At 63.2% G+C, this 22,987-nt stretch carries 32 protein-coding genes; 13 read left to right on the forward strand and 19 right to left on the reverse strand.

From position 1 onward, the window contains the following. The first annotated feature begins 344 nt into the window (after positions 1-344). The 3 genes from JQ628_RS22685 to JQ628_RS22695 all read left to right on the forward strand — a co-directional run bounded on the left by JQ628_RS22685 (position 345) and on the right by JQ628_RS22695 (position 2,982). The gene (locus JQ628_RS22685) at positions 345-1,340 is read left to right on the forward strand and encodes a Tim44 domain-containing protein (protein WP_212225479.1); all 996 of its coding nucleotides are present in this window, start codon (positions 345-347) and stop codon (positions 1,338-1,340) included. Positions 1,341-1,552: 212 nt separating this feature from the next. Next, positions 1,553-2,182, forward strand: coding sequence for a lectin (locus JQ628_RS22690; RefSeq protein WP_249128276.1), 630 nt, complete (start codon positions 1,553-1,555; stop codon positions 2,180-2,182). A 92-nt stretch (positions 2,183-2,274) separates the two neighbouring features. Then, the gene (locus JQ628_RS22695; RefSeq protein WP_212225483.1) at positions 2,275-2,982 is read left to right on the forward strand and encodes a glutathione S-transferase; all 708 of its coding nucleotides are present in this window, start codon (positions 2,275-2,277) and stop codon (positions 2,980-2,982) included. A 6-nt stretch (positions 2,983-2,988) separates the two neighbouring features. On the opposite strand, the gene JQ628_RS22700 is transcribed toward JQ628_RS22695, so the two are convergent. The 3 genes from JQ628_RS22700 to JQ628_RS22710 form a co-directional block, all read right to left on the reverse strand. Continuing rightward, positions 2,989-3,348: a GFA family protein gene (locus JQ628_RS22700; protein WP_212225485.1), complete on the reverse strand. Its 360-nt coding sequence runs from the start codon at positions 3,346-3,348 to the stop codon at positions 2,989-2,991. A 103-nt stretch (positions 3,349-3,451) separates the two neighbouring features. After that, positions 3,452-3,928: a hypothetical protein gene (locus JQ628_RS22705; RefSeq protein ID WP_212225487.1), complete on the reverse strand. Its 477-nt coding sequence runs from the start codon at positions 3,926-3,928 to the stop codon at positions 3,452-3,454. A gap of 71 nt (positions 3,929-3,999) precedes the next feature. Next, positions 4,000-4,530, reverse strand: a complete 531-nt coding sequence (locus JQ628_RS22710) for a hypothetical protein (RefSeq protein ID WP_212225489.1) — start codon at positions 4,528-4,530, stop codon at positions 4,000-4,002. 112 nt (positions 4,531-4,642) lie between these two features. Between JQ628_RS22710 and JQ628_RS22715 the strand changes: the two genes are divergently transcribed. From JQ628_RS22715 to JQ628_RS22725, 3 genes are read left to right on the forward strand one after another with little or no spacing between them, the layout of a single operon-like run. After that, positions 4,643-6,298, forward strand: coding sequence for a fumarate hydratase (locus JQ628_RS22715; RefSeq protein WP_212225491.1), 1,656 nt, complete (start codon positions 4,643-4,645; stop codon positions 6,296-6,298). Continuing rightward, positions 6,295-6,969 (forward strand): DUF429 domain-containing protein, encoded by a 675-nt coding sequence (locus JQ628_RS22720; protein ID WP_212225493.1) that lies wholly within the window; start codon positions 6,295-6,297, stop codon positions 6,967-6,969. Before JQ628_RS22715 ends, JQ628_RS22720 begins: the two co-directional genes overlap by 4 nt. Positions 6,970-7,000: 31 nt before the next feature. Continuing rightward, positions 7,001-7,444 carry a MaoC family dehydratase gene (locus JQ628_RS22725; RefSeq protein WP_212225495.1) on the forward strand — a complete coding sequence of 148 codons (444 nt, stop codon included), beginning with the start codon at positions 7,001-7,003 and terminating at the stop codon, positions 7,442-7,444. 17 nt (positions 7,445-7,461) lie between these two features. On the opposite strand, the gene JQ628_RS22730 is transcribed toward JQ628_RS22725, so the two are convergent. From JQ628_RS22730 to JQ628_RS22745, 4 genes are all read right to left on the reverse strand, one after another. Further along, positions 7,462-8,487: a DUF3616 domain-containing protein gene (locus tag JQ628_RS22730; RefSeq protein WP_212225497.1), complete on the reverse strand. Its 1,026-nt coding sequence runs from the start codon at positions 8,485-8,487 to the stop codon at positions 7,462-7,464. 91 nt (positions 8,488-8,578) lie between these two features. After that, entirely contained in the window at positions 8,579-8,875 is a 297-nt protein-coding gene (locus JQ628_RS22735) for a hypothetical protein (RefSeq protein ID WP_212225499.1), read from the reverse strand. Between the two features lie 136 nt (positions 8,876-9,011). Beyond that, positions 9,012-9,506: an OsmC family protein gene (locus JQ628_RS22740; RefSeq protein ID WP_212225500.1), complete on the reverse strand. Its 495-nt coding sequence runs from the start codon at positions 9,504-9,506 to the stop codon at positions 9,012-9,014. 45 nt (positions 9,507-9,551) lie between these two features. Beyond that, positions 9,552-9,935, reverse strand: a complete 384-nt coding sequence (locus tag JQ628_RS22745; protein ID WP_212225501.1) for a rhodanese-like domain-containing protein — start codon at positions 9,933-9,935, stop codon at positions 9,552-9,554. A gap of 150 nt (positions 9,936-10,085) precedes the next feature. Between JQ628_RS22745 and JQ628_RS22750 the strand changes: the two genes are divergently transcribed. Then, positions 10,086-11,147 carry an AraC family transcriptional regulator gene (locus tag JQ628_RS22750; protein ID WP_212225502.1) on the forward strand — a complete coding sequence of 354 codons (1,062 nt, stop codon included), beginning with the start codon at positions 10,086-10,088 and terminating at the stop codon, positions 11,145-11,147. A 13-nt stretch (positions 11,148-11,160) separates the two neighbouring features. Here the strand turns inward: JQ628_RS22750 and JQ628_RS22755 are convergent, their stop codons facing one another. The 4 genes from JQ628_RS22755 to JQ628_RS22770 all read right to left on the reverse strand — a co-directional run bounded on the left by JQ628_RS22755 (position 11,161) and on the right by JQ628_RS22770 (position 14,409). Further along, positions 11,161-11,712 carry an inner membrane-spanning protein YciB gene (locus JQ628_RS22755; RefSeq protein ID WP_212225503.1) on the reverse strand — a complete coding sequence of 184 codons (552 nt, stop codon included), beginning with the start codon at positions 11,710-11,712 and terminating at the stop codon, positions 11,161-11,163. 30 nt (positions 11,713-11,742) lie between these two features. Next, the gene (locus JQ628_RS22760) at positions 11,743-12,324 is read right to left on the reverse strand and encodes a hypothetical protein (RefSeq protein WP_212225504.1); all 582 of its coding nucleotides are present in this window, start codon (positions 12,322-12,324) and stop codon (positions 11,743-11,745) included. A 139-nt stretch (positions 12,325-12,463) separates the two neighbouring features. Continuing rightward, complete coding sequence (locus tag JQ628_RS22765) at positions 12,464-12,868, reverse strand: MAPEG family protein (RefSeq protein WP_212225505.1); 405 nt, start codon at positions 12,866-12,868, stop codon at positions 12,464-12,466. A gap of 134 nt (positions 12,869-13,002) precedes the next feature. After that, the gene (locus JQ628_RS22770; RefSeq protein ID WP_212225507.1) at positions 13,003-14,409 is read right to left on the reverse strand and encodes a carotenoid oxygenase family protein; all 1,407 of its coding nucleotides are present in this window, start codon (positions 14,407-14,409) and stop codon (positions 13,003-13,005) included. 108 nt (positions 14,410-14,517) lie between these two features. Between JQ628_RS22770 and JQ628_RS22775 the strand changes: the two genes are divergently transcribed. After that, positions 14,518-15,240 (forward strand): TetR/AcrR family transcriptional regulator, encoded by a 723-nt coding sequence (locus JQ628_RS22775; protein WP_212225509.1) that lies wholly within the window; start codon positions 14,518-14,520, stop codon positions 15,238-15,240. Between the two features lie 29 nt (positions 15,241-15,269). Here the strand turns inward: JQ628_RS22775 and JQ628_RS22780 are convergent, their stop codons facing one another. Next, positions 15,270-15,824 carry a hypothetical protein gene (locus JQ628_RS22780; RefSeq protein ID WP_212225652.1) on the reverse strand — a complete coding sequence of 185 codons (555 nt, stop codon included), beginning with the start codon at positions 15,822-15,824 and terminating at the stop codon, positions 15,270-15,272. Between the two features lie 218 nt (positions 15,825-16,042). Between JQ628_RS22780 and JQ628_RS22785 the strand changes: the two genes are divergently transcribed. Then, complete coding sequence (locus JQ628_RS22785) at positions 16,043-16,789, forward strand: SET domain-containing protein (RefSeq protein WP_212225511.1); 747 nt, start codon at positions 16,043-16,045, stop codon at positions 16,787-16,789. Here JQ628_RS22785 and JQ628_RS22790 read toward each other — a convergent pair. Continuing rightward, a complete protein-coding gene (locus JQ628_RS22790; RefSeq protein ID WP_212225514.1) occupies positions 16,766-17,056 on the reverse strand; it encodes a DUF6522 family protein in 291 nt (96 codons plus the stop codon). The two genes, JQ628_RS22785 and JQ628_RS22790, sit on opposite strands and share 24 nt — an antisense overlap. A gap of 4 nt (positions 17,057-17,060) precedes the next feature. Then, a complete protein-coding gene (locus tag JQ628_RS22795; protein ID WP_212225516.1) occupies positions 17,061-17,498 on the reverse strand; it encodes an RrF2 family transcriptional regulator in 438 nt (145 codons plus the stop codon). 82 nt (positions 17,499-17,580) lie between these two features. Between JQ628_RS22795 and JQ628_RS22800 the strand changes: the two genes are divergently transcribed. Next, positions 17,581-18,042, forward strand: coding sequence for a group III truncated hemoglobin (locus tag JQ628_RS22800; RefSeq protein ID WP_212225517.1), 462 nt, complete (start codon positions 17,581-17,583; stop codon positions 18,040-18,042). 47 nt (positions 18,043-18,089) lie between these two features. On the opposite strand, the gene JQ628_RS22805 is transcribed toward JQ628_RS22800, so the two are convergent. The 3 genes from JQ628_RS22805 to JQ628_RS22815 all read right to left on the reverse strand — a co-directional run bounded on the left by JQ628_RS22805 (position 18,090) and on the right by JQ628_RS22815 (position 19,085). Beyond that, the gene (locus JQ628_RS22805) at positions 18,090-18,266 is read right to left on the reverse strand and encodes a hypothetical protein (protein WP_212225518.1); all 177 of its coding nucleotides are present in this window, start codon (positions 18,264-18,266) and stop codon (positions 18,090-18,092) included. Positions 18,267-18,425: 159 nt separating this feature from the next. Beyond that, complete coding sequence (locus JQ628_RS22810) at positions 18,426-18,824, reverse strand: hypothetical protein (RefSeq protein ID WP_212225519.1); 399 nt, start codon at positions 18,822-18,824, stop codon at positions 18,426-18,428. 36 nt (positions 18,825-18,860) lie between these two features. Continuing rightward, positions 18,861-19,085 (reverse strand): hypothetical protein, encoded by a 225-nt coding sequence (locus JQ628_RS22815; protein WP_212225520.1) that lies wholly within the window; start codon positions 19,083-19,085, stop codon positions 18,861-18,863. A gap of 100 nt (positions 19,086-19,185) precedes the next feature. On the opposite strand from JQ628_RS22815, the gene JQ628_RS22820 reads away from it, so the two are divergent. Continuing rightward, a complete protein-coding gene (locus JQ628_RS22820; RefSeq protein WP_212225521.1) occupies positions 19,186-20,004 on the forward strand; it encodes a helix-turn-helix domain-containing protein in 819 nt (272 codons plus the stop codon). A 40-nt stretch (positions 20,005-20,044) separates the two neighbouring features. Here the strand turns inward: JQ628_RS22820 and JQ628_RS22825 are convergent, their stop codons facing one another. After that, entirely contained in the window at positions 20,045-20,401 is a 357-nt protein-coding gene (locus JQ628_RS22825; RefSeq protein WP_212225522.1) for a hypothetical protein, read from the reverse strand. A gap of 139 nt (positions 20,402-20,540) precedes the next feature. Here JQ628_RS22825 and JQ628_RS22830 point away from each other — a divergent pair, with 139 nt between their 5' ends. Continuing rightward, positions 20,541-21,368, forward strand: coding sequence for a helix-turn-helix domain-containing protein (locus tag JQ628_RS22830; protein ID WP_212225523.1), 828 nt, complete (start codon positions 20,541-20,543; stop codon positions 21,366-21,368). On the opposite strand, the gene JQ628_RS22835 is transcribed toward JQ628_RS22830, so the two are convergent. Continuing rightward, positions 21,356-22,153 (reverse strand): thioesterase family protein, encoded by a 798-nt coding sequence (locus tag JQ628_RS22835; protein ID WP_212225525.1) that lies wholly within the window; start codon positions 22,151-22,153, stop codon positions 21,356-21,358. The two genes, JQ628_RS22830 and JQ628_RS22835, sit on opposite strands and share 13 nt — an antisense overlap. Before the next feature lie 157 nt (positions 22,154-22,310). On the opposite strand from JQ628_RS22835, the gene JQ628_RS22840 reads away from it, so the two are divergent. After that, positions 22,311-22,976, forward strand: a complete 666-nt coding sequence (locus JQ628_RS22840; protein ID WP_212225527.1) for a DsbA family oxidoreductase — start codon at positions 22,311-22,313, stop codon at positions 22,974-22,976. Positions 22,977-22,987 lie beyond the last annotated feature (11 nt).

The raw sequence follows: 22,987 nt of genomic DNA on the forward strand, positions 1-22,987 counted from the left end.
AAAAGCTCGGGCAGATGATGTCGCGAGAACGATCTTCGTCGTCCCTGCGAAAGCAGGGACCCATACACCGCGGCGGATATGGTTTTGGCACGCTGGTCGAAGGCTTTGTTTCAACACCTCCGCCCTGTGGTTATGGGCCCCTGCTTTCGCAGGGGCGACGGGAGGAGAGGGATGTGCTCACTGGGCCGCATTCGATTCCGCAACGCAACCCATCACCCAAAGTTAACGTTTTGTGGCCGCAACTTGCCGGATTGTCACATCCCCGCGACTGAGGGCCGCAGCGCCAATCCCCTTTAATGGCTTCACTTTTAGGCAACACTGCCCATCTTAAGTGCGCTTTCCCCATGCCGGGGATTGAGGAAACAACCATGAGATTCACCCAGCGCACACGCGGCTTCGTCAAGGCGATCGCCGTTGTTCTTTCGTTGGCAGTGCCCCTTGTGATCGCCATCGCTTCGGCGGACGCCCGTCCGGGCGGCGGCGGCAGCATGGGTTCCCGCGGCTCGCGCACCTTCTCGGCGCCCCCGTCCACGACAACGGCGCCCGGCACCGCGCAGCCGATGAACCGCACCATGACCCAGCAGACCCCCGGAATGGGCGCGCCGGCTGCCGCGGCCAACAAGGGCGGCTTCTTCAACCGGCCGGGCATGGGAATGCTCGGCGGCCTCGCCGCCGGCTTCCTCGGCGCAGGCCTGCTCGGCATGCTGTTCGGCGGCGGCCTGTTCTCGGGCCTCGGCGGCATTGCCTCGATCATCGGCCTCATCCTGCAGATCGGCCTGATCATCCTGGTCGTGCGGCTGGCGATGTTGTGGTGGCAGCGCCGCCACACGCCGGCCACCGCCTACGCGTCGGGTCCGGCCGCGGGCCCGGAACCGCAGCCCCAGGCGAACATGCGCAGCGGAATGGGCGGCTTTGGCTTCGGCTCGAGCAGCGCCCCGCTGGAGATCGTCCCGGCGGACTATGAAGCCTTCGAGCGCCTGCTCGGCGAAATCCAGACCGCGTGGTCGAACGAGGACGTGGCCACGCTGGAACGCCTCGCCACGCCGGAAATGGCTTCGTACTTCGCCAAGGATCTGGCGGAGAACAAGGCCCGCAACGACGTCAACAAGATCTCGGGCGTCAAGCTGCTACAGGGCGATCTCGCCGAAGCCTGGCGCGAGGGCGAGACCGACTATGCGAGCGTGGCGATGCGCTTCTCGCTGGTCGACAAGACGCTGGAGCGCACCACCGGCCGGCTGGTTGCCGGCAGCGAGCAGCCGATCGAAGCCACCGAAGTGTGGACCTTCGCGCGCCGCCGCGGCACGGATTGGGAACTCTCGGCGATCCAGCAGACCAGCTGATCGGAACGCGAGAGACAAGAAACGCGAGAACAAAACAGGCGCCGCGGTCAGCTCCGCGGCGCCTTTTCTTTGCCGTCATTTTCGCGGTCGCGAAGCCGGAATATCGGCCCTCGCAGCGGGTTGATACCACGTCGCAACAAGAACAATCGGGAGGCTTCGTCATGCGTGCGCTCGTCAAACTCGTCTCGCCGTTCTGCTTCCTCATCGCAGCGATGTCGGCCGTGCCTGCAACGGCGCAAACCGCGGGCACCACGTTCTTCCTGACCAGCAACGGCGTCGGCAATGGCGGCAATCTCGGCGGCCTTGCTGGCGCCGACAATCACTGCCAGACGCTGGCGCAGGCCGCCGGCTTCGGCGCGCCAAAAACCTGGCGCGCTTATCTCTCGACCCAGGCCGTCGACGGTGGGGCGCCCGCCGTCAACGCCAAGGACCGCATCGGCAGGGGCCCGTGGCAGAACGCCAAGGGCGTCGTCGTCGCCAAGGACGTCGCCGACCTCCATAGCGCAGGCAACAACCTCACCAAGCAGACCGCGCTCAGCGAAAAGGGCGAGGTCATCAACGGCCGCGGCGATACGCCGAACCGCCACGACGTGCTGACGGGATCGCAGGCCGACGGCACCGCGTTCGCAGGCAGCGAGGACCGCACCTGCAAGAACTGGACGAGCAGCACGCAAGGCGCCGCCATGGTCGGCCATTCCGACCGCATCGGCCTGCGCGACGACGACGCCTCGAAATCCTGGAACACCTCGCATCCCTCGCGCGGCCCCGATGGCGGCTGCTCGCAGGCGGACCTCAAGAGCACCGGCGGCGATGGGCTGTTCTACTGCTTCGCAGCCAACTGAAGGCGCCTCGAACTGACGGCGTGTTGGCGCATTGACGGGAGGGGATGTAGCTTCGAGGCAGGCTGCATCCTCTGCCTGTAAAGGGAACGCCAATGCGCTATCAGCTCTATTACTGGCCGATGATCCAGGGCCGCGGCGAATATGTCCGTCTCGCGCTGGAGGATGCCGGCGCAGGCTATGACGACGTCGCGCGCCAAGGCAACGGCATGTCTGACATGACGCGGATGATGGACGCGGGCAAGGGCACGCCGCCCTTCGCCCCGCCGTTCCTGAAAGCCGGCAAGCTGGTGATCGGCCAGACCGCCAACATTCTGCTCTATCTCGGCTCGCGCCACGGGCTCGCGCCGAAGGCCGAGCCCGGACGGCTATCGGTGCACGGATTGCAGCTCACCATCGCCGATTTCGTGGTCGAGGTCCACGACACCCATCACCCGATCGGCGTGTCGCTCTATTACGAGGACCAGCGCCCACCCGCCAAGAAGCGCACGGAGGAATTCTGGAAGGAGCGCGTGCCGAAATATCTCGGCTATTTCGAGGATCTCGTGAAGGGCAATGGCGGCGCTTACGTCACCGGACGCCGCGTGACGTATGTCGATCTCTCCCTGTTCCAGATCGTCGAAGGCTTGCGTTACGCCTTCCCGAAGCGGATGGCGGCGTTCGAGGAGGACATACCCCGCCTGGTCGAATTGCGCGACCGCGTCGCCGAGCGGCCGAACATCAAGGCGTATCTGGCGAGCGAGCGCCGCATTCCCTTCAACGAGCAGGGCATCTTCCGCTGCTACAAGGAACTGGATGCTTGACGGCGCTCACATGCTCCTGCCGTCGATCGGCGTCATCGTCAGCTTCGACAATTCGATGCCGTCGATGCAGCTTACGTTCAGCGCCACCACGTCGCTGCCGTCAGGCTTCTTGCCGCGCGCAAACACGTCGACGCCGCAATCGATGCAGAGCTGATGCTTGATCGCGTGCTTGTTGAACAGATATTCCCTCAGATTGTCCTCGCCCGCGCACAGCCGAAAGCTGGTCGGCGGCAGGAACGTAAAGTGCAGGCCCTTCTTGGTGCAGATCGAACAGTTGCAGGCGGTGACCATGGCGAAATCCGTGGTGCATTCGAAGCGCACCTGGCCGCAATGGCAGCCGCCGGTCATGGTTTTGCTGTCGGGCATCGCTCCTCCTTCACCACACTCCGGGCACGAGACGATAGCGCACGCGCGCGGCATAGTCAGCATAGCCCGCGGGGTGGAACATGCGCAAAGAGGTGATGCCGCGCTATTCGTCCTTGCCGCGCGTGATGGAGATCGCGGCTTCCGTCTTGGTGCGCGTGCATTCCAGGCTGAGCCGGCGATAGCGCATCACAACCTTGTCGCCGCGCAGGAGGCCCATGCGCTTGAGACAGCGCGAGGCGCCGGTAGTGCTGTCGTCCTTGGTGATGGTGAAGACGATGGCGGCCATCGCGCCGACCAGCGAGATGAATTCCGGCGAGGGCTTGCGGGCGCCCTTGGCATAGAGCTCGATGGAATATTTGTCGCCCTTGCAGCCCACCGACAATTCTCTGGCGAGCGGGTGGGTCATGTAGACGAAATTGCCGGCCTTGAAGTTGACCTTCAGCTTGTCGATGTTGTTGGCGAGCTCTTTGGCGCTGTCGTCGCAGCGGTCGGCGTGGGCGGGCGAGGCGGCAAATGCGGCGGAAAGGGCCAGCGCTGCGGCGAGCAGGGCCGATCGGCGAAACGGTCGTCGTGATGTCATGTGCAAATGCCCCTAAAAACCCATTGAAGCGTGCGCGGCGGGTTCGTGCAAGAGCCGCGGCCGAAAGTCAATCAGAACCCGTACATCATCACGCCGATGGCGAACACCACGATGCTCACGGCGTGGAACAAGACCATGAACAGGGTGGGCGTACTGACCAGCGCGGCTGATATCGCCGGCCGCTGGTTGCGCGCTGCGTAAGCGATGCCGCAGGCGGCTATCAGCGGGAAGGCGATGATCTGCGCGGTGGTTTGCAATGCCGTGTAGCTGCTGCCGAAGTCGAAGCCGTGCTGCACCACCGACGGCATCTCGTTGAGCCAGGCGACAAGGGCGAGCGCGCCGAGCACGATGGTCGCATCGCGCAGGCGGCCGATGAGGACGAACAGCAGCGCCGCCAGCGCCAGCACCGGATGGACGGCCAGATGCGCCCGGGCGATCGCGCCGTCGAGGCCGGACGCCTTATGGCCGGGTATCAACAGGTCCGTTACGACCGACAGGCCATTGTACGCCTCCAGCAGCGCGGCGACGCCAAGCAGGATGCGCAGGCCAATATGGCGGGGGGCGGGGACAGCGCCGGCCGGGACGGAAATAGCGGTGTTCATGGCTCAAATGCCGTATGGCCCGGCCATTTCCGAACCTTCCCTTTGTCAGAAAAGTGCTTAGAACGGTTCAATCTGCCGGGGCTGCCCGGCCTAAAAACCCTGAGATTTCGCCATGAACGCCCCGACCGCCTTTCCCGACCAGCAAAAGCCCGTTCCGCCCTACAAGCACACGCCGCTATTCCCGCTGGGGGCCGACACCACGCCCTACAAGAAGATCACGACCGAGGGCGTGCGGGTCGAGAAGGTGCTGGGCAAGGACATGCTGGTGGTGTCGCGTGAGGCGCTGCGGGCGCTGAGCGAGGCGGCGTTCGGCGACATCAATCACTACCTGCGGCCGGGGCACCTGAAGCAGCTCCGCAACATCCTCGATGACAAGGAAGCGTCCGACAACGACAAGTTCGTCGCCTTCGATTTCCTGAAGAACGCCAACATCGCGGCCGGCGGCGTCCTGCCGATGTGCCAGGACACCGGCACCGCGATCATCATGGGCAAGAAGGGCTGCAACGTCATCACCGACGGCGACGACGAGGCAGCGCTCTCCGAAGGCGCGCGCGATGCGTATCTGCGCCGCAATCTGCGCTATTCGCAGGTGGCGCCGCTGTCGATGTACGAGGAGAAGAACACCGCCAACAACATGCCGGCACAGTGCGAGATCTATGCTGAGGGCGATGACGCCTACAAGTTCATGTTCATGGCCAAGGGCGGCGGCTCCGCCAACAAGAGTTTTCTGTTCCAGGCGACGCCTTCGGTGCTGACAAAAGATCGCCTGCTGGCGTTCCTGAAGGAGAAGGTGCTGACCCTCGGCACCGCGGCCTGTCCGCCTTATCACCTCGCGATCGTGATCGGCGGCACCTCGGCCGAGCTCTGCATGAAGACGGTGAAGCTGGCCTCCGCCCGTTATCTCGACGCACTGCCGACCCATGGCTCGGCCGACGGCAATGCCTTCCGCGATGTCGAGATGGAGCAGGAAATTCTGAAGATGACCCAGTCGCTCGGCGTCGGCGCGCAGTTCGGCGGAAAGTATTTCTGCCACGACGTGCGCGTGATCCGGATGCCGCGCCATGGCGCCTCGCTGCCGATCGGGCTCGGCGTGTCCTGCTCGGCGGACCGCCAGGTGCTCGGCAAGATCACCAAAGACGGCGTCTATCTCGAAGAGCTGGAGCACAACCCCGCGCAGTATCTGCCGGCGGTGGAGCAGTCGCTCGGTGGTGAAGTGGTCAAGATTGACCTCAACAAGCCGATGAAGGAAATTTTGGCGACGCTCTCGAACTATCCGATCAAGACGCGGGTCTCGATGACCGGCACCATGATCGTCGCGCGCGATTCCGCGCATGCCAAGCTGCGCGAGCGGCTCGAGAAGGGCGAGCCGCTGCCGGATTACTTCAAGAACCATCCGGTCTATTACGCCGGCCCCGCCAAGACGCCCGACGGTTATGCTTCCGGCGCGTTCGGCCCGACCACGGCGGGACGGATGGACTCCTTCGTCGACCAGTTCCAGGCGGCCGGTGGCTCGATGGTGATGGTGGCGAAAGGCAACCGCGCGGTCGCGGTGCGCGAAGCCTGCAAGAAGCACGGCGGCTTCTATCTCGGCTCGATCGGCGGCGCGGCGGCGAACCTTGCCGAGCACTGCATCAAGAAGGTCGAAGTTGTCGAATATCCCGAGCTCGGCATGGAAGCGATCTGGCGTATCGAGGTGGTGGATTTTCCGGCCTTCATCATCATCGATGATAAGGGCAACGACTTCTTCAAGGAATTGAACCTGGGTTGATCGCTCTCGGCCTCGACGGATACAGGGAAGGCTGGGTCGCCGTTCTGCTCGATGGCACGCGGCAGGAGTTGTCCTTTCATCGCGACATCGCCGACGCGCTGTCGCGACCGTTCGACAAGGCCGGGATCGACATCCCGATTGGAATGCCCGATGAGGGCGAGCGCAGTTGCGATTTGCTGGCGCGGATCATGCTGCGGCCACACGCATCGCGCGTGTTCACGGGCGCGCGGCGCTGGCTGTGGCGAGACTTCATCGATCCTGCTGACGCCAACGAGGAAGCGCTGCGCCGAGGGCAGAAGCGGGTGTCGCGGCAGCTCTGGCACCTCGGTGCGAAGATATCTGAGGTCGACGCATTCGTGCGTACCAATGCCTCACGCAACATATGCGAGGTTCATCCCGAACTGGTATTCCTGCGTTTGAACGGCAACAAGCCTCTGCCATCCAAGAAAACGGAGGAAGGGGACATGGTTCGTCGCGGTTTGCTGAAGCGGCAAGGTGTTGCGAATATCGACAAATGGCTGGACACCGCGAGGATCGGCCACGGCGCCAAGCGGGACGACGTGCTCGACGCTTGCGCCGTCGCCATCGCTATCCGGAATCCGGCTGGATGTCTGCCTGAAGGAAAGCCGCCGTTTGACGAATGCGGCCTGCCGATGCAAATCTGGTTCTGATTTCAGCCTTGCAAATTTTCGCCGGTAAAACATGATCGAATGGTTCGATGACCTGAAGGTCGGGATGCGCTTCAAGAGTGAGGCTGTGACGGTGTCAAAGGAAGACATCATCCGCTTCGCCAGGGAATACGATCCGCAGCCGTTTCACCTCGACGAGGAGGCCGCCAAGAAGACGATCCTTGGCGGGCTTGCCGCTTCCGGTTGGCACACGGCGGCCATTTCCATGCGGCTCGCGGCGGAGGCTCGCCCGTTCGGACCGCATCCGCTGTTCGGTGCCGGTGTCGATGATCTGCGCTGGCTGAAGCCGGTGCGGCCCGGCGATACCATTCATCTCGAAGGCGAGGTGGTCGAACTGGTGCCCTCGCGTTCGAAGCCGCACGGCGTCGCGCGTGTGAAATGGACCGCCTATAACCAGAATGGCGAGGCGGTCTATACGTTCAATCCGATCGCCATCGTGCCGAGCCGGCCACGGTAGGTGCCGGGCCGATCAAGTCAGCGCGGAATCCTGAAGGACATCGGTCCGCCGTTTTCGATACCGTCGAACATCACGAGCACGCGGACCTGTGCGGTATCCTCCTCGAGCACCAGCAGGGTTTCGGCCTTGGCCCCTGCGTCGACATCGCTGAGATCCAGCGTCCGTAATGGCTTGGCTTGCGCGCTCTTGCCATCCCAGAACCAGACCGAGTAGGGGACCATCTCGTTGCGGGTCGGACCTGCCAGGATCAGGATGCCATCGCTCACGGCGGCAAGGTCGCGGATACCGGCGTTTTTCCCGAGCGCGAGCGGCGTCACCTTGCTGTCGAGGTCGCCGCCTTTGGCAAAGACCGCGCTCGCGTCGACGCTGAGCACGAAGGCCGAACCGTCGATGGACGGGCCGCGCAATCCCAGGTGCATGCGGCCGTTTCTGACCGCGATGCCCTCGATATTGATGCCGCCTTCCGCCAATGGCTCATCGTAGAACTCCTTGATGGCTTCACCCTTGCGAAGGGCCTTGCGCAGCCGGGCTGAGGATTCCACGCCGACGACCTTGTCCTCATCGGGCTCGAATGCGGGAAAACCGGTCGCAGGATCGACCGGGATACGGAATACAACGTAGCTTGAGTCATTCTCGGAATCGCCGTGCCGGCTGCGGCCGTGCGATCCAACGACATAGAAAAATCCATCGGCGTAAGCGACGCCCTCGGCGTCGGGATTCTTCTTTTCGTCCGACAGGCGAATGAGGTCTTTCGGTTTCAGCCGGTCGCCGTCGATCTTGAAGAATTGCGCGTATTTCTTCTCATCGTTGGCAATCAGGCAGGACGTGAACTTTGGCTTGGTCGGCACGCATGCGGCGCCGCTCAGATTGGTGCGCGCCGTCTCGTTTTTCTCGAAATCCTTCGACGTCCACTGGATTGGCTCCCGCGCAACTTTCTCGGCAGGCTGGGTAAAGCCAGGCGACACGAGACCCAGAAACAGAAGACCGGCGGCAAGATTCGCCGCCGGTCGGGAACGGATCAAATGTGCAGAGTTACGCGACATGTTGCCTCCGGCCGTTCGATGCCGGACCGAGTACAATCTGAAATTGAAACTCGGGCAAGTGCCAACAACGGCCGGAAGACCGGGATTTTCGTTACGCCCGCGTTCCCGTGAACGGAAAACTGCCCATCGGGCCAATGCCCATTTCGCCGGACATGTTGTCGCCGGAGACCTTTCCGGTGAAGGCGAGGGTCAGCGGCATCGGGTTGGTGATCGAGATCTTCCAGGCGACGTCATCGCCGCTCACCGTGCCGTCGAAGATATCGCCGGAATTACCGTCGGCGCCTTGCGTGCCGGTCAGCGTGCCGCCGGCGCTCTTGAGCGACAGCGTCGCCTTGCGCTCACCCATCGGCGTGCTCATCACGATATTCCAGTTGCCGTCCACCGCCATATTGGTCTCCCCAAAGTTATTCGGTATAGCATCGGGGCGGTATAACCTATCTCGCGGCCGCTGCCTAACCCTCTGTTGTGGGGGCGGCCGTTTGTCTTGAACCAAGCGGTTGGCCGAGGGAGCGCGACGCACGCGCCTATGTCGCGGCTATCTCATCAGCGATCACGACGCGAAGGGTGTTCGGCGGAGAATCGCGAACGGTGCACCCAACCGGCGAATGCGCTTCCACCCACCGGACCAGGTCGCGAAGCTGTTCGGGATCAGCGGCTTGGGCTCCGATTTCGACGTCCGTTGTGAGCGCCGAATAGCCTGCCGAAATATCATCAAGACCGAGAATTCCGCGCGTATCGCCATCTGCGCCGACGCGGACCTCGAGCTTCGTCAGCACGATTCCGAGCCGCGCAGCCTGCGCCGTGATCATCGTCGCGCAACAGGCCGCGAGCGATGCCCGGAAGAACCAGCCGGGGCTTGGGTTGGCGTTTTCACCTCCCATGGCCCGCGGCATGTCGGTTTCGATTTGCTCACCCGATGCGCCGGTGACCCGGCATCTCAGCCTGTTGTCTACGGTAGCGATAACAGGCGCAAAGGTCGTGCGCGCCATGTGAGGGTTGGCGCGCACGGCGTTGCTCAAGCGGTCGAGTTCGACCTTGATGTCGGAAGGTCCCATGGACGGTTTTTAGGCTGCCTTTTCGACCGCGCCGCCGCCATCGGCCCACTCCTTGAAGCCGCCGAGATTGCGTACGTCCTTATAGCCGAGATCCTGTAGCGTCTTTCCGGCAAGCGCCGACCTTCCGCCGGACGCGCAATACAGCAATACCGTCTTGTCGCGGTCGAACGCCTGATCGTAGTAGGGCGAGTCCGGATCGGCGCGGAATTCGAGCATGCCGCGCGCAATATGCTTCGCGCCTTTTATCTTTCCGGTGGTCTGAATTTCGAGACCGTCGCGCACGTCGATCACCAGCACGTTGCCGCCGGCGATCATCGCGGCCGCCTCTTGCCTGTCGATCTTCGGTACCGATGCGTTGGCCGCCGCCATCAAATCTTTCAAGGATGCAGTCATTTGGTATCTCCAATCCAATTCGGATATCCTGCGCGGGAGGCCGCCGGGGGACAATGACCGCGGCTCTGAAAGGCTTTGCCGAAACGCTTGACGCTCGCGGGCCGATACGGAAGGCTTGCAACCGGCTCTGCACCAGTCCCCAGAGGGCTCATGGACGTTTTGTCGGAAGTCTTGCGGGTCGTGCGGCTGTCGGGCGCCGTTCACTTCATAGGCGAATTCAGCGAGCCCTGGGCGTTCGAGACGTCGCCGCCGCAGATGGCCGCGGCTCGCTTGAAGGTGCCCGAGGGATCGGTGACCCCTTTCCACGTGTGCATCGAGGGCCGCTGCACGGTCGTCTCGGGAAAACTGCCGGCCATTCTGATCGAAGCCGACGACGTCATCGTTTTCCCGCGCGGCGACCAGCATGTGATGGCGGGCGAAGCCAGGATCGCGCCGGTTCCGATCCATCAAATCTATTCAAAACCCTCCGCCGAGCAGATCACCGTCCTGAAACATGGCGGTGGTGGCCAGGTTTCCAGATTCATCTGCGGCTATCTACAGTCGGACCAGCAGTTCGATCCGTTGCTCAGCTCGCTGCCGGCGGTGCTGTGCGTTCGCCGGCGGGACGGAAGGCTGGTGCTGGAGGCCTATGATGAGGGCGGGGTGAAGGTGTACGCGATCGAGCAGCCGCGCGAACTGGAATGGTGGTCGGCATCCGTTCGTTTCCTGATCGGCGAGACGGCGACGCCGGGGCCCGGCAATCGGGCGGTGCTGGCGCGCCTTGCCGAATCGCTTTTTGTCGAGCTCTTGCGATGGCTGTTTCAGCACAGCGTGCGCGGCCACGGGTGGCTGGCGGGTCTGCACGATCCGCAGGTCGGCCGCGTGCTCAACCTGCTTCACGCGCTTCCCGATCGTTCATGGACTGTCGATGAACTCGCGAGGGAGGCCGGCGCCTCGCGTGCGACTCTTGCGAAACGCTTTCTGGAACTGGTCGGCCAATCGCCGATCCAGTATCTGGCAAGTTGGCGCATGCATCTCGCCAGGGATCTCTTGCGCGAGAGCTCGCTGGGCATCGGCGAGATTGCGGGGCGGATCGGCTATGAATCCGAAGCGGCATTCAACCGGGCGTTCCGCCGCGCGGTGGGATTGCCGCCCGCCGCGTGGCGTCTCGGCAACCTCACTGCGAAAAACAAGAAAGAAGGCGCAGCGGCGCGCGTGCTCGACACGCGATGAGCGCGCCGGATTGTCAGGCGCGGGCGGCACGCAGACGGCTGCCGACCAGCAGGCGGAACGCCACATACTGGATGGCGAAGGCCGCAATCTTGGCGCCGAGCAGCACGACCGACACGTAGATTGCCCACAATTTCATGTCGCCGGTTGCGGCTACTGCGACGGTGCCGGCGGCCAGCACGAACATCAGTGCCGCCCAGGCATAGCCCGCGAAGGTCACATATTCCGGAATGGTCTCGGTCACGATCGGCGGCAGGTAGCGCAGCATCCAGCCGCGCTTGAGCATGATCAGCCCGATCGCAACATGCCCGATCGCGGGCTTTGCCAGCACGAAGCGCGGATCGTGCGTGAGCAGCGTGGCGCCGCCGAGCACGATGACGAGCGCCAGGCTTGCCCAGGTCATGTAGCCGAGTTCTTGCCCCTTGATGCGCACATAGATCACCTGACCGATGGCGCCGAGAATGGCGACGGATGTCGCCAGGATGACGTTGTCGGTAACGAGATAGATCACCAGGAATACGATGGTGGAGAGGAAGTCCGAGCCGAGCCGGCGGAATGCATCTTTCATCGCGGTGTTTCCTGATGTGTCTCGTAGAGGTCAGTGCGTGCCGGGCAGGGCGGTGGCAGAAGGCGTGCCGTGCCTGGCCTTGCGATATTCGGGATACCATTTCGTAAAGTAGACGGCGCTGTTGCGCGCTGCAAAGGCGACCAGCAGCGACAGCCAGATCGGCAGGCCCGGCACATAGATCAGCGTGACATTGCCGAGCATCATCGCCAGCATCGAGGCGGCCCATACCCAGGTGATGACGTAGTTGGCGCGGATGAAGCCGGGGAATTTGGCGGTTTCCGCGTCGACTTCCTCCAGCGCGTATTGCAGCGTGAAGGGACGGCGGGCGGCGATCGACGCCAGGATGATCAGCAGGACACCGGCATCGACCGCAAATTTGACGGCCGAGACGCTCATGCCGGCATCGACCAGCAGCACATAGCAGCCGATGGCCGCGAACGTCACGACCGAACCTGCGGCGAGCATCTTGATCGAACGGCCGCGCACGAAATGGTCGATGGCGATGGTGGCAAGGCAGATCGCGGCGGTCACAAACAGGCTGACGGCTGCCGAGGTCAGCATCATCAGGACGGCAAAGGCGCCGTAGGGAGCGAGGATCAGGAAGATCGTCATAGCAGCCTCACGGTCGATCTTTACATCGTAAAGATAGCCTAGGCGGGGGCGCCGGAATCGTCAAGCAAAATCTTTACATTGTCAAAATGACGTGAATGAAAACGATAATTCAACGACATTACAATGGCTTGAAAGCTATTTATCCAGGCCAGAACCGCACCAGGCCGGCAATCGCGGCACTCACCATGACGAGCAAGGTGAGGGTGATTCCGCCGACGCGGCAGACCTGAAACTGCCAGGAGCGCGGCCCGACATACATGCCGATGGGGTGGATGAGCCGCGACAGCAGCAGCACGCCCATCAGCCAGTGCACCCGCGTGGCCGGCATTCCCGCGACTTCCAGGATGGCGACCATCAGGGCCGTGATCGGGACATATTCGGCAAAATTGGCGTGGGCGCGGATGGCGCTGCGCAGCCTGATGTTATCGCCGTCGCCGAACAGCACGCGGTTGCCGCGCCGATGGCGCGAGACCTGGAGGGCAAGTGCGATGTGTAGCAGGAGGAGGATGGCGAGATAGAAGCCGGTGACGATAGGCGGTTGCATGACGGCGCTCCCCAAAACATTCGCCGTCATTCCGGGGCGCCCCCAGGGCGAGCCCGGAATCCATACTCCCGATCGTGGTGATGGATTCCGGGCCTGCGCCTTACGACGCATCCCGGAATGACGGAGTGGGGATGTTAGCGCGCTGCCACCCAATTGCCATGGAAACCGTCGGGCACGCGATGGCCGAGATGCACCAGCGCCACGGGGCCGCTTTCGACATCCCTTGCATTGAACACGGACAGATCGCTGCGGTTTTCCCGCGCACGCCAGACCACCGCGAGCAGCCAGCCGTCGCCTTCCTCCGCATCCGCGCCGCGTTCGACGAACACCGGTTCGGAAATCGTATCGCCCGCCGGCAACAGATAATTGCCGAGCCGCTTGCCCTTGCCGTTGACATGCACGATTCCGGACAGCGCGCCGAACATCGGCAGGTCAGGATTGGCGCAGGCGTACCAGCCATGGTTCGAGGTCAGCCCGGCGCGGCGATCGTCGATGCGCGGGAATTCGCCGGTGAGATCGTCGAGATATTTTTGGGAAAAGCGATCGGTATTGCCGGAGAGGTCGAAGGTCCAGCGGCAATAGCGGGCACGCGACTTTTGCGGGTCGGTCGGCGAGCCGTCGGGATGGTTGAACAGCGGAGCTTCCTCGAACTGCATGACGTCGGCGACGATGCGGCCGGTTTCCTCCCAGGCGTTCATGATGTGGAAGACGTAGCAGGTCTCGGCGCGGAACCAGACGATGTCCTTGGCCGAACCGTTGCGCTTCATGACACCGACATAGGCGCCTTTTTCGGGCTCCCAGGCATAAGGAGCCTTGCCGCGCATCACGCGCTCCATGCTGCCGGTGATCGGCAGGATCGGAAACAGCAGGTGGTTCTCGGTGACGATGAAGTCATGCACCATGCTGGCGTAGGGCGCTTCAAAGCGGTCAAAGCGCGTCACGGTGCCGGACGAGGAGACCGAGCCGAAGGAAAGTGCCGGCGTCAGCGGGCCGGACGCATTGTAGCCGAAGAACACGAGTTCGCCGCTGACCGGATCGATCTTGGGATGGGCAGTGAAGGGGCCCTGGATGGCGCCGTTGTAGTCGCAATAGCCGCGGCGGTTCAGCGTGCCGGGCTCGATCTCGGTCGGCAGGTGGCCTTCCTCCAGTGCCAGCAGGCGGCCAGCATGCGAGATGATATTGGTGTTGGCGACGCCGCCATCAGTGGTGACGTCGGCGGGCGCACCCGGCAGTTTGCGGCCAAAACCGCCGAACAGCGCGCGGCCGGCATCGTGCTCGGCCTGCCATTTGGGAGTGCGGACCCAGCGGTTGCGATAGCTGGCGCGGCCGTTTTCGAGGTGAAAGGCGTGCAGCATGCCATCGCCGACGAACCAGTGCGCGCCCGGTGCATCGAATTGCGGATTTGGGCCGTTGCGATAGAGCGTGCCGTTGAGCTCGCGCGGCAGTTCACCCGTGATCTTCAGGAACGGCGCGTCGCATTCCATTGGAATCGGGCCGAGATTGTTGAGGCGGGCCGTATCGGTCGTCACCTTGTCGAGCATCGGTCACTCCTCCCGTATCTTTACATCGTAAAGATACAACTATAGCGCATGGCGGTTATAGTCAAGTAAAATCTTTACAGTGTCAAAATGGCGACATATAAGAATCGCATGGCAAGAAACGCGAAAGAAAACAAAGCGAAGAGTCCGATTCGGACAACGGCTCGTAGTAGCGCCGCAAAAAAGCCTGTGGCACAGCGGCGCAGCCGATCATCGGATGCGACCCCGTATCATCACGGCGATTTGCACGATGCGCTGCTGAAAGCCGCCGAGCGCGTGCTCGAGCGCGACGGGCTGCCGGGCCTCACGTTGCGCGCGGTGGCGCGTGAGGCGGGTGTGTCGCACGCAGCGCCGACCCATCATTTCGGCGATCTCACCGGTCTTGTCAGCGAACTCGCCGCGATCGGCTACCGCCACTTCAGCGCCGCGATGTTGGCCGGGAGAGCCTCCGGAACCGTGCAGGAGCAGGGGCTGGCCGCCGCAAGAGCCTATGTCGCCTTTGCGCAAGCCCATCCGGGCATGTACGGGCTGATGTTTCGCGCCGAGCGGCTCGACATGTCGCGGCCTTCGCTACATGAGGCCTCCGATGCCGCGTTCGCCGGTCTTGCCCGCGGGGTCGGCGCGAGCCGGCACGAACATATCGCGGCAGATGCCATGTCGCTGGAGCAGGGCGGCGCCGTCGCACGCGCCTGGTCGATGGTCCATGGCTTTACCATGCTGCTGCTCGACGGCCGCTTGATCGCTATCCTGCAGCGGCTACCAAAGGGCACCACGATGGACCAGTTGTTCGAGGCGATGCTGAAAAGCCCGGGTCCCCGGCCGCCGGTGTCGTAGCGGCGAAGCAACGACGCCAAGCCGAGCATCTAGCGCCTCGTCAGCTCCACCGCGCGGCCGCTGGCGCCGACCACCTTCACCTCGTCCTTGCCGCATTTGAAATCGCGGGCGAATTCGTCGGCGGCCTTACGGGCGAGCTCGTTGGCGTTGGGATTGGCCTTTACGTCGACATAGGCGACGTGACAGACCGCGCCCGGCGGCAGCCGGGTTACCGCCAGCATCGGCTTTGCGATCGGGCGGCCGTCCTTGTCCTGGTCGGTATTGTCGGCGATGTGCCAGCGCTGGATGATCGCGAACGGTTTTGCATCAGTGGCGCGCCATTCTACCGTGTGGGTGGTGGAGTTGAACGGGCCGAACCAGGCTTGCGCCGCCGGCTCCTTCGATGCGCCGGCGCGGTTGCGGCCGACCGAGACGGTCTCGCGCAGATCGTCCTCGCTGATCAGCACCACATAACCGGCCTTGCCCGGGCACACCCTTGTTGTCGAGTCATCGACGCCATTCCTGCCGGCGAAGACCCGGCAGTCCTTCGGTGCGGTCGAGCTGTAGCTGCTGCCGATAGTTTCGGCATGCGATAGCGGGGGCATGGCAGCGCCGGCGGCAATCAGCGTCGCGGCCAGGATTGTGACAGTTGAGGGAATAGAGCGCATGGCGGACCGATCACGGGAACGTCTCATGCCTTAAGACGTTCGCAATCTGGGGACGGTTCACTCGCAATGCGGGAAGGGCCTGACACGGAAGCGGAATCGTTCTAGAAGAAGTCTTCGCGACACATCTGTCAGCATTAGCGTTTGTCAGTTCAATCATGCCTGCCATAGCCTCCCACAAGCCGTACCGCATTGGCCGCTCCAAGACCGGACTCGGTCTCTTCGCAACAAAGCCGATCAAGAAGGGCGCCAAGATCATCCGTTATTTCGGGCCGCTGCTTGATTCCAAAAAGAAAAAAGACGACGCGATCGAGAACAAGTACCTGTTCGAGCTGACCAACCGCTGGACCATCGACGGTTCCATCCGCGAGAACGTCGCCCGCTATATCAACCATTCTTGCAAGCCGAATGCGGAATCCGACGTCCGTCCGCGCAAGCGCAAGGTGTTCATCCGCGCCATCAAGCACATCGAGCCCGGCGAGGAGATCAACTACGATTACGGCACCGACTATTTCAAAGCCTATCTGAAGCCGATCGGCTGCAAATGCGCGTCCTGCGAGAAGAAGCGCAGGAAGAAGCGCGCCGAGGTGCGGGCGGAGCGGCTGCGGCTGAAGGAAAAGGAAGAGCGCAAGGCGAAGCGGAAGGCCGAGAAGTTGGCCAAGGAGCGGGCCGAAAAGCGCGCAAAATCAAAGCGCAAGGCCGAGAAGCTGAACGGGAAGGCCAACGGCGTTCACCTCAACGGAAAATCGCCCAACGGTCGCGGGGCAAAGTCCGCAGCCAGCAAGGTGCTGGAGGCGAGGCCAGGGATCTCGGTGAAGGCGAAGCGCACGGCGAAACCGAAGCGCGAGATCATCGCACCGGCCGAGGCACCCGGCGCCGCTTCACCGGCCGGGCTTCCGAACTGACCTCGGCAGCGGCGCGCCGCCAAAATCGAGCGCGGAGCGCTGGATGATCGTTCCGCTCTGATCGATGACGAGGCGGAATCGCCGGTGTTTTGAGAAAAAGGTCAGTCGGTGCCGGCCGAGATCCGCGTCCGTGCCCCGTTCTGTCATGGTCGTGATCTTGCCCGCCCGCATATCCTCGCGAAACTGCGGCAGCGCAAGCCCGAGACCCTCGGCAATCACGGATGCTTCGACCTCGATAACGCCGTCCCTGATATCGACTGGCTTCATGGTTTCAGGCTGCGCTGGCGGTTGAAGACTTGCGCGGGCGTGCCGGATAGGCGCATTCGGCAAGCGTCGTCGCATCGAGCTCGCGCATAAAGGCTTCGCGCGCGGCCGCCAGCTTCGTCTTCAGCCGACAACGCGGCGTCAGCACGCAAGAACCTCCTTCGCTGGCGAAGCACTCGACCAGCGCCTGCCGCGCTTCGAGCACGCGGACGACCTCGCCGATGGTGATCGATTGCGGCGGCCGTGCCAGCGCAAAGCCGCCGCCGGCGCCGCGCTGGGTCGTAATGAACCCGCCATCGGCGAGATCGCGCACCACCTTGGCCAGATGATTTCTGGAGATGTTGAATTCGGCCGCGATCTCGCTGGTCGAGAACGAGCGCGCCGGCTCGCCGGCCAGCCGCATCAGGGCGCGCAGGGCAAAATCGGTGAACATGGTCAGACGCATGGCAGCCCTCGAAAATCGGTCTTGCAAGGCCTGTATAGTCCGCTAAATAGGCATTTGAAATACCTATTTAAGAGGCAGGGCCATGACGGGTGCGGAGAGGCGCGAGAAAATCACGGCGGAAATTGCCGCCAGGACCGGCATCACCGAAGAGATGATCGAGCAACTGGTGCGCGGCTTCTATGACAAGGTTCGCGCCGATGAGATGCTGGCGCCGGTGTTCGATGCGAAGATCAGGGATTGGGAGCCACATCTACGGCAGATGTTCGCGTTCTGGTCATCGGTCGCGCTGATGACCGGGCGCTATCACGGCACGCCGATGGTCAAGCATATGCCGCTGCCGGTCGATGCTGCCCATTTCGACCGCTGGCTCGCTTTGTTCGAGGCGACCGCGCGCGAACTCTGCCCGCCGGCGGCGGCAGCGCATTTCGTCGAGCGGGCACAGCGCATAGCGGCCAGCCTCGAGCTCGGCATCGCGAACGGGCAGGGCGTCATGCTCGGCGTGGGCGAACGGTTTCGGCGCAATGAAGCCGGAGCTATCAGATAGAATGCCCGCGAACCCGGTAGGGTTCGCAGGCAAGTTGGAACGCTCGTCTAGATGCCCTTGAAGATATTTCCAGCGAACAGGACGGCGTAGGCGACCAGCAGCACTTCGAAGACGTGCTTGCCCGCATAGGGAATTGAAACGCCGGCGTAGTGGACCAGGAGGGCGATCACGGTAAGAACGACCGAGATCAGGAAGACGGGAAGAGTAGGCGCGCTGAGATTCATGACAGTATCCCCAAGCTGCTCTTGCCGCGCAGTTGCGGCGGCCGATCAAGCTATGGCGCAGCGGGCATTGGCAAGGGGGTTCGTTGGTGCGCCCTGTGGAAAGTCATCGGATTTGCGTCGCCGCAAACCCGATGACCGGTCGCAATTCCGTCACATGGTTCACGCCGTGACGGCACTGCCGCTCTTGCGCAGGCCGATATATTGCAGCTCGGCGAACACGCCGGTCGCAATCGCCTGCGCGACCACCATGACCATGCCGAGGACGTTGGGCGAGACCGCGCCCGAGAACAGCAGCGCGATGCTGGCAAGCGTCCAGGCCGCGTTGCCGACGATCACGATCCAGACCAGCGCCTTCAGCGCCGATTGCCGCAAGCCGAGCCAGCCGACGAAGGCGGCATAGGCGATCAGGAACAGGCCGGTTTCCAGCAACAAGCCCTGCGGAAGATTGAACAGCGAGGCGAACGCGCCGGCGCCGAAGGTGAAGGCCAGCGCTGCAACACCGCTGAAGACAGCATCGGCGAGCAGGGCGCGGCTCAGGAACGAGGACGGTTGGATCATGGCAGTTCTCCTTTGGTTGCGGTGGACGTTGAGGAACTAGCGGAGCCAGGCGCGCAGCCGGCGCAAGAGACGGATCGGGCAGAGCGTTTTCGCCGCCCGTGTTTCTGCCGCCTGCACCTGCGCGAACACGAAGATTCCGGCCGAATGCACCAGCGGTTCGGGCATGTGCAGCGATCGCGCCAGCAGCCAGACGCCGAGGCTGACGAGCCAGGGCAGGATGGCGGCGGGCTGAAAACTGTTGGGGCGGTCAGGCGTCGTCATGGTCATCTCCTGTGATGGCGAAGATGATCCGGCGCGAGGGCCAATTCGATTACCTCGGACGTAATGGAATGCGTGAATTTCGCATGGTAGGTTTCCTGCCATGAACGCACATGCATCCACGGCACGAACCGAGCGAACGCAACCTGTCCATGTCGGCGAGCACCTGCGCGAATGGCGGCAACGCCGTCATCTGAGCCAGCTCGATCTCGCGGGGGATGCCGAGATATCGGCGCGGCATTTGAGTTTTGTGGAAACCGGCCGCGCGGCGCCGTCACGTGAAATGGTGCTTAAACTCGCCGAACGTCTGGAGGTGCCCTTGCGCGAACGCAATGTTCTCCTCGTCGCCGCCGGTTTTGCGCCGGCCTTTCCGCAACGCGCGCTCGATGATCCCGCGCTGAAATCGGCGCGCGAGGCGATCAACCTTGTGCTGAAGGCGCATGAGCCGAGTCCGGCGCTGGCCTATGACCGGCATTACAATCTCGTCTCCGCCAACCGGATGGTGGCGCCGCTGTTGGAAGGCGTGCCCGAGCGCCTGCTCGGCCAGCCCTTCAATATCCTGCGGCTGGCCTTTCATCCCGAAGCCCTTGCGCCGCGCACGGTCAACCTCGCCGAATGGGCGGCGCATCTTTTGGAGCGCTTGCATCGCCAGTGCGAGGCCACCGCCGATCCGGAGCTGATCAAGCTTTACAATGATCTGCGCAGCTACCCGCTGCCGGCGCGCTCGGGGCCGATATCGCCGGACACTGTCGCGATCCCCTTCAAGCTCCGCCACAATGGCGATGTGCTGAGCTTCATCTCGACCACCATGGTGTTCGGCACACCGGTCGACGTGACGCTGTCGGAACTGGCGCTGGAGACGTTCTTTCCCGCCGACGAACTGACGGCGCGGAAGCTGTGCGAGATGGCGCCGCGCGATTAGCGCACACATCCACTATAGGCGCGCCACTGCTGTAAGCGCGCTACTTGACGGTCACGCTGACGTTCATCGTCATTGCGCTCGGTGTCGTGCCGCCCAGTTTGCCGACCCATTGAAAGATATATGAATCCTGACCCTTGAAGCCGGGGGTTGGCCGGTAGACAATTGCGAGGCGGCGGATGATTACCAGTGACCCGTGCTTTGGTCTCGATTTCACGTCAATTCCGTAGATCGGGTCGCGGCTACTTCCTATGCTATGCGTGCACGGAGTGCCGTCCGTCGTTCTCTGGATGTTTAAGTCAGTGCCCAGACGCACGGAATATCTCGATCCCACGCATTTTGCGTCGACCGTTGAAGCGAGTGCTAAGTAAAATACCAATCCCAAAATGAGGCGCTGCATTGATGCTCCTGCTATGCCTTTGAAACGATATTAAGCGCGCTGGCATGGACGATGGTGGGGCGTCCGAAGTCGCCTCGAAACGCAATACTTTATCAATAGCCGCGTTTACTTGTGCAATCGGCCTTCGCATAATCTGTGCATGGATACGCGTTCCGCAAAAACCACCGGCGTGCCCGCCAGTCCGGTCGGCGATCTCCTGCGCGGCTGGCGCAACCGTCGCGCCATGAGCCAGGCCGATCTCGCCTTCGAGGCCGGCATCTCGATCAAGCATCTGAGCTATGTCGAGACCGGCAAGGCCGTCGGCAGCCGCGACATCCTGCTGCAACTTGCCGGCGCGCTCGACCTCTCGCTGCGCGACCGCAATGCGCTGCTGGAGGCGGGTGGTTTTGCCCGGCAATACGGCGAGCGCGATCTGTCGGCGCCGGAAGTTGCCGACGCCAAGCGCGCGATCGATCTGCTCCTGAAACGGCACGAGCCGTTTCCGGCGATCGTGACCGACCGGCAATGGAACGTCATCCAGGCCAACCGGGCAGCGGGCCGGCTGATGACCATGCTGCTGGGAGAGGAGCGCATGAAGCGGCCGCTCAATCACATGCGCATGTTTCTGGCGCCGGACGAATTGCGTCCCTTCGTCGAGAACTGGCCAAGAGTCGCGGCGGCGCTGCTGGTGCGCGCACGGCATGAGGCGATGGCCGCGCCGCTCGATTTCGCCTTGCAGTCGACCTGGCGTGAACTTCTGAAATTACCTGACGTGGCGGCACCTCAACTCGACGAGGACGAAACGCCGAGCCCGCTCTGCGAGGTGCGCCTGTGCAAGGGCGGCATGGCGATCGGCCTGATCGGTGCCGTGCTGACGCTCGGCACGCCACAGGACGTGACGTTGCAGGAACTGCGCGTGGAGATGTTCATGCCGGCGGACGAAGCGTCGGAGAAGACGCTCGTCGCGCTCGCGCCTCAGGATGCCTGAGCCCGCGCCTCGCGCCGCTCGAATGTCATCGCCTGCATCACTTCCGCAAACGGTCCCTGACGGTCGCTGAGCGTTGCCGTGGTCAGTCCCGCGCCGCCGGCGCCCGCGCGGGTGCGCGAGCGGATCAAAATCCATTCGCCCTCGGGCGGGCGGAAGAAATAGAGGCTGATCTCGGGATTGATGAAGGTCCATTCGCGCATATCGACGATCTGCGCGACACCGCTGGAAAAATCCGCGGCCTGCACGGCCTGTAGCAATGGCGTGTTGGCTTCGCCTTCGACCAGCGGCACGTCAAGCCGCATCCAGGCGGCGGCCGGGCCGGGCTTTTCCAGTGCACCCTCGATCAGGCGCGTCGACACGTTCTGAAAGTAGCGGCTCCATTTTTGCGCAAAGGCCGGCGGCGGCCTGCCGGTCTCGGGTGGCGCGTCGGGACCGCTGTTCTTCGAGAAGGGATCCGCCGGGGATTCGCCGCCTTGCGCGGTGAGCAGCGCCGTGCAGCGGCCGATTTCGGTATCGCCATCCAGCAGCCGCACTTGCAGCGTCTTGGCCTTGCGGCCGTCGCGCAGCACATCGGTCTGCACGGCAAAGGCGCGGAGCCCGGCCGGGCGCCAGAGGTCGAAAGTGAGACGGCGCACGGCAAAACCGGATTGCTGCGCCAGCCGCTCGACCTCGCGGGTCATCAGCGCGGTGGTGGCGCTGCCCTGCAACATGTCTGGAGACCACGGCCCGCCGGCATGTTCGGTGGCGCGAAACAGGCTTCCTTCCGGTTTGAAAATGGCGGTCATGGCGCAATCTCCCTTGGAATGTTGCCGCCGTTCCTATGGCCGCTCCGGAAATCCCGCAATAACCGCGGAGGTTATGTGGACGGAGCCATGCGGGCGCCGCCCTTGTTTCGCGTCGCCAACGGGCTATTTTCCGCTTCTCCCTGATGGAGGACGCGCCATGAGCGACCTGAAGCCGCTGAAACTCGATATCGTCTCCGACGTGGTCTGCCCCTGGTGCTACATCGGCAAGCACCGCATCGAGGAGGCGCTGGCGCTGGTGCCTGACGTTCCCGTCGAGGTGCACTGGCGGCCGTTCTTCCTCAATTCGTGGGTGCCGCGCGAGGGCATCAGCCGCGAGGAATATCTCACGGCAAAGTTCGGCTCGGTCGAAGCCTATAAAGGCATCGCCGGCCGCGTGGTTGCCGCCGCCACCGAGGAGGGGCTGAGCTACCACCCCGAACGCGTCAAGCGCCAGCCCAACACCATCGATTGCCACCGCCTGATCCACTGGGCCGAAGCGATCGGCAAGGCCGCCGAGATGAAGCAGCGCCTGATGGAATTGTATTTTCGCGACGGCGGCGACCTCACCGACATCAACGTGCTGGTGCAGGCGGCCGCCGATGTCGGCCTCGATGCCGATGACGTGCGCAGGCGTCTGGCCACGGACGAGGACGTCGCCGAGATTTCCGCTCAGGCGCAGGAGGCTTCCGACAAGGGCATTTCCGGCGTGCCGACCTTCGTGTTCGCCCAGAAGTATGCGGTATCCGGCGCGCAGCCAGCCGAGCAGCTTGCCCGCGCCATCCGCCAGGTATCTGCGGAGATCAACGCGCAGGCGGCGGAGTAGCGATCACATCA

It is taken from the genome of Bradyrhizobium lablabi (genome assembly GCF_018129385.1).
GTDB lineage: Bacteria > Pseudomonadota > Alphaproteobacteria > Rhizobiales > Xanthobacteraceae > Bradyrhizobium > Bradyrhizobium lablabi_C.

Excerpts from the sequence above, each read along its gene's own strand:
- JQ628_RS22685 (WP_212225479.1), top strand. The coding sequence starts at position 345 with ATGCCGGGGATTGAGGAAACAACCATGAGATTCACCCAGCGCACACGC.
- JQ628_RS22690 (WP_249128276.1), top strand. The coding sequence starts at position 1,553 with ATGTCGGCCGTGCCTGCAACGGCGCAAACCGCGGGCACCACGTTCTTC.
- JQ628_RS22695 (WP_212225483.1), top strand. The coding sequence starts at position 2,275 with ATGCGCTATCAGCTCTATTACTGGCCGATGATCCAGGGCCGCGGCGAA.
- JQ628_RS22700 (WP_212225485.1), bottom strand. The coding sequence starts at position 3,348 with ATGCCCGACAGCAAAACCATGACCGGCGGCTGCCATTGCGGCCAGGTG.
- JQ628_RS22705 (WP_212225487.1), bottom strand. The coding sequence starts at position 3,928 with ATGACATCACGACGACCGTTTCGCCGATCGGCCCTGCTCGCCGCAGCG.
- JQ628_RS22710 (WP_212225489.1), bottom strand. The coding sequence starts at position 4,530 with ATGAACACCGCTATTTCCGTCCCGGCCGGCGCTGTCCCCGCCCCCCGC.
- JQ628_RS22715 (WP_212225491.1), top strand. The coding sequence starts at position 4,643 with ATGAACGCCCCGACCGCCTTTCCCGACCAGCAAAAGCCCGTTCCGCCC.
- JQ628_RS22725 (WP_212225495.1), top strand. The coding sequence starts at position 7,001 with ATGATCGAATGGTTCGATGACCTGAAGGTCGGGATGCGCTTCAAGAGT.
- JQ628_RS22730 (WP_212225497.1), bottom strand. The coding sequence starts at position 8,487 with ATGTCGCGTAACTCTGCACATTTGATCCGTTCCCGACCGGCGGCGAAT.
- JQ628_RS22735 (WP_212225499.1), bottom strand. The coding sequence starts at position 8,875 with ATGGCGGTGGACGGCAACTGGAATATCGTGATGAGCACGCCGATGGGT.
- JQ628_RS22745 (WP_212225501.1), bottom strand. The coding sequence starts at position 9,935 with ATGACTGCATCCTTGAAAGATTTGATGGCGGCGGCCAACGCATCGGTA.
- JQ628_RS22750 (WP_212225502.1), top strand. The coding sequence starts at position 10,086 with ATGGACGTTTTGTCGGAAGTCTTGCGGGTCGTGCGGCTGTCGGGCGCC.
- JQ628_RS22755 (WP_212225503.1), bottom strand. The coding sequence starts at position 11,712 with ATGAAAGATGCATTCCGCCGGCTCGGCTCGGACTTCCTCTCCACCATC.
- JQ628_RS22760 (WP_212225504.1), bottom strand. The coding sequence starts at position 12,324 with ATGACGATCTTCCTGATCCTCGCTCCCTACGGCGCCTTTGCCGTCCTG.
- JQ628_RS22765 (WP_212225505.1), bottom strand. The coding sequence starts at position 12,868 with ATGCAACCGCCTATCGTCACCGGCTTCTATCTCGCCATCCTCCTCCTG.
- JQ628_RS22770 (WP_212225507.1), bottom strand. The coding sequence starts at position 14,409 with ATGCTCGACAAGGTGACGACCGATACGGCCCGCCTCAACAATCTCGGC.
- JQ628_RS22775 (WP_212225509.1), top strand. The coding sequence starts at position 14,518 with ATGGCAAGAAACGCGAAAGAAAACAAAGCGAAGAGTCCGATTCGGACA.
- JQ628_RS22780 (WP_212225652.1), bottom strand. The coding sequence starts at position 15,824 with ATGCCCCCGCTATCGCATGCCGAAACTATCGGCAGCAGCTACAGCTCG.
- JQ628_RS22785 (WP_212225511.1), top strand. The coding sequence starts at position 16,043 with ATGCCTGCCATAGCCTCCCACAAGCCGTACCGCATTGGCCGCTCCAAG.
- JQ628_RS22790 (WP_212225514.1), bottom strand. The coding sequence starts at position 17,056 with ATGAAGCCAGTCGATATCAGGGACGGCGTTATCGAGGTCGAAGCATCC.
- JQ628_RS22795 (WP_212225516.1), bottom strand. The coding sequence starts at position 17,498 with ATGCGTCTGACCATGTTCACCGATTTTGCCCTGCGCGCCCTGATGCGG.
- JQ628_RS22800 (WP_212225517.1), top strand. The coding sequence starts at position 17,581 with ATGACGGGTGCGGAGAGGCGCGAGAAAATCACGGCGGAAATTGCCGCC.
- JQ628_RS22805 (WP_212225518.1), bottom strand. The coding sequence starts at position 18,266 with ATGAATCTCAGCGCGCCTACTCTTCCCGTCTTCCTGATCTCGGTCGTT.
- JQ628_RS22810 (WP_212225519.1), bottom strand. The coding sequence starts at position 18,824 with ATGATCCAACCGTCCTCGTTCCTGAGCCGCGCCCTGCTCGCCGATGCT.
- JQ628_RS22815 (WP_212225520.1), bottom strand. The coding sequence starts at position 19,085 with ATGACGACGCCTGACCGCCCCAACAGTTTTCAGCCCGCCGCCATCCTG.
- JQ628_RS22820 (WP_212225521.1), top strand. The coding sequence starts at position 19,186 with ATGAACGCACATGCATCCACGGCACGAACCGAGCGAACGCAACCTGTC.
- JQ628_RS22825 (WP_212225522.1), bottom strand. The coding sequence starts at position 20,401 with ATGCAGCGCCTCATTTTGGGATTGGTATTTTACTTAGCACTCGCTTCA.
- JQ628_RS22830 (WP_212225523.1), top strand. The coding sequence starts at position 20,541 with ATGGATACGCGTTCCGCAAAAACCACCGGCGTGCCCGCCAGTCCGGTC.
- JQ628_RS22835 (WP_212225525.1), bottom strand. The coding sequence starts at position 22,153 with ATGACCGCCATTTTCAAACCGGAAGGAAGCCTGTTTCGCGCCACCGAA.
- JQ628_RS22840 (WP_212225527.1), top strand. The coding sequence starts at position 22,311 with ATGAGCGACCTGAAGCCGCTGAAACTCGATATCGTCTCCGACGTGGTC.